General features: G+C 45.1%; 1 protein-coding gene. It reads right to left on the bottom strand.

The features are described from left to right. Nucleotides 1-880, bottom strand: an 880-nt coding sequence (locus R7M72_RS25735; protein WP_318056546.1) for a patatin family protein, incomplete at its 3' end; no start/stop codon positions are given. Nucleotides 881-1,083: the final 203 nt, after the last annotated feature.

Below are 1,083 nucleotides of genomic sequence, written 5' to 3'. Positions count from 1 at the left end.
ATGCGCGTTCAAGAAACAAGTGGCAATTTTCTCGACTCAAACCATAACCACCAGACAGATTGGTGATATGAGTTCTGCCTTCGTGAAGCCCCATTTCATACCCTCCGAGTAGAACGGATTGGCGCATCGACAAGCGTTGCACATGAAATTCATCCGGCGGTGCAATCACTCTCACACGGGTTCCTTGTGGGGGATTGCGGATAAATTCCAAGGACTCATTGTAGTTCTCTGAACGATGCAACATCGCTTCTGCCATTTTGGGATGTTCAGCAAACAACTTGTTCATTAACCAAGTATTTTTTACTGGTTTTTTGGAGTAATTCAGCGGGTGCGATAGCACAACCGTGATGTCTCGCGCTCCTCTTCGGTAAGCTTCTCGAACCGGAATAGAATCCGCCACACCACCATCGGTATAACAACCACCAGAAAAACACGGAGTATGTTTGTAAGCAATCGGCAATGCTGTTGTCGCTTCTATCGCATGGTGGAAATTTTCTCGCGTCACTCGATAGTAGTCCGCTTTACCTGTGTCCACATTCGTGGTGGCCGCAAAAAAAGGAATGCCTTCAAAAAGCTTTTTCTCATCGACGGGATACAAACGGTTGGACTCTTCAAACAGCCATTTTACATCAATCAAATCGCCACCTTTGAGGAAACGGGTCGGGTCGAAAAAGCGCTTGCTGGTCGCGAGCTTTGTAATCACATTTATACTGCGGTGCGGGTAATCGGTCAGATAACCAATCAAATTAGATGCGCCTGCCGACACACCAATCGCAAAATCAAATGGCTTATAATCTCGCTCTAGAAATGCGTCTAACACGCCACTGGCAAAGACGCCGCGCATCGCTCCACCTTCCACTACAATTGCTTTCGTTGCCATGTTTCCCCCATTAATTTCTCGGAAAAGAGTAATGAAATTCGTGCATTAGCAACAATTGGTTATTCTTATTATTGAGATAGGCGAAGTCTATGTATTTCTAGCTTAGAAAGTGAAAACTAAAGATCAAAAAATCCACACTTGTGACGCAACACAAGTGTGGACATGGGAAATATGTGAAGGGTTAGGCAAATACGGTTTTGTAG

Origin of the sequence: Vibrio sp. YT-18, assembly GCF_033337345.1 — a bacterium.
GTDB classification, from domain to species: domain Bacteria; phylum Pseudomonadota; class Gammaproteobacteria; order Enterobacterales; family Vibrionaceae; genus Vibrio; species Vibrio alginolyticus.
The sequence above is the reverse complement of the archived record's forward strand: the minus strand, read 5'-3'. Positions and strand labels throughout refer to the sequence as shown.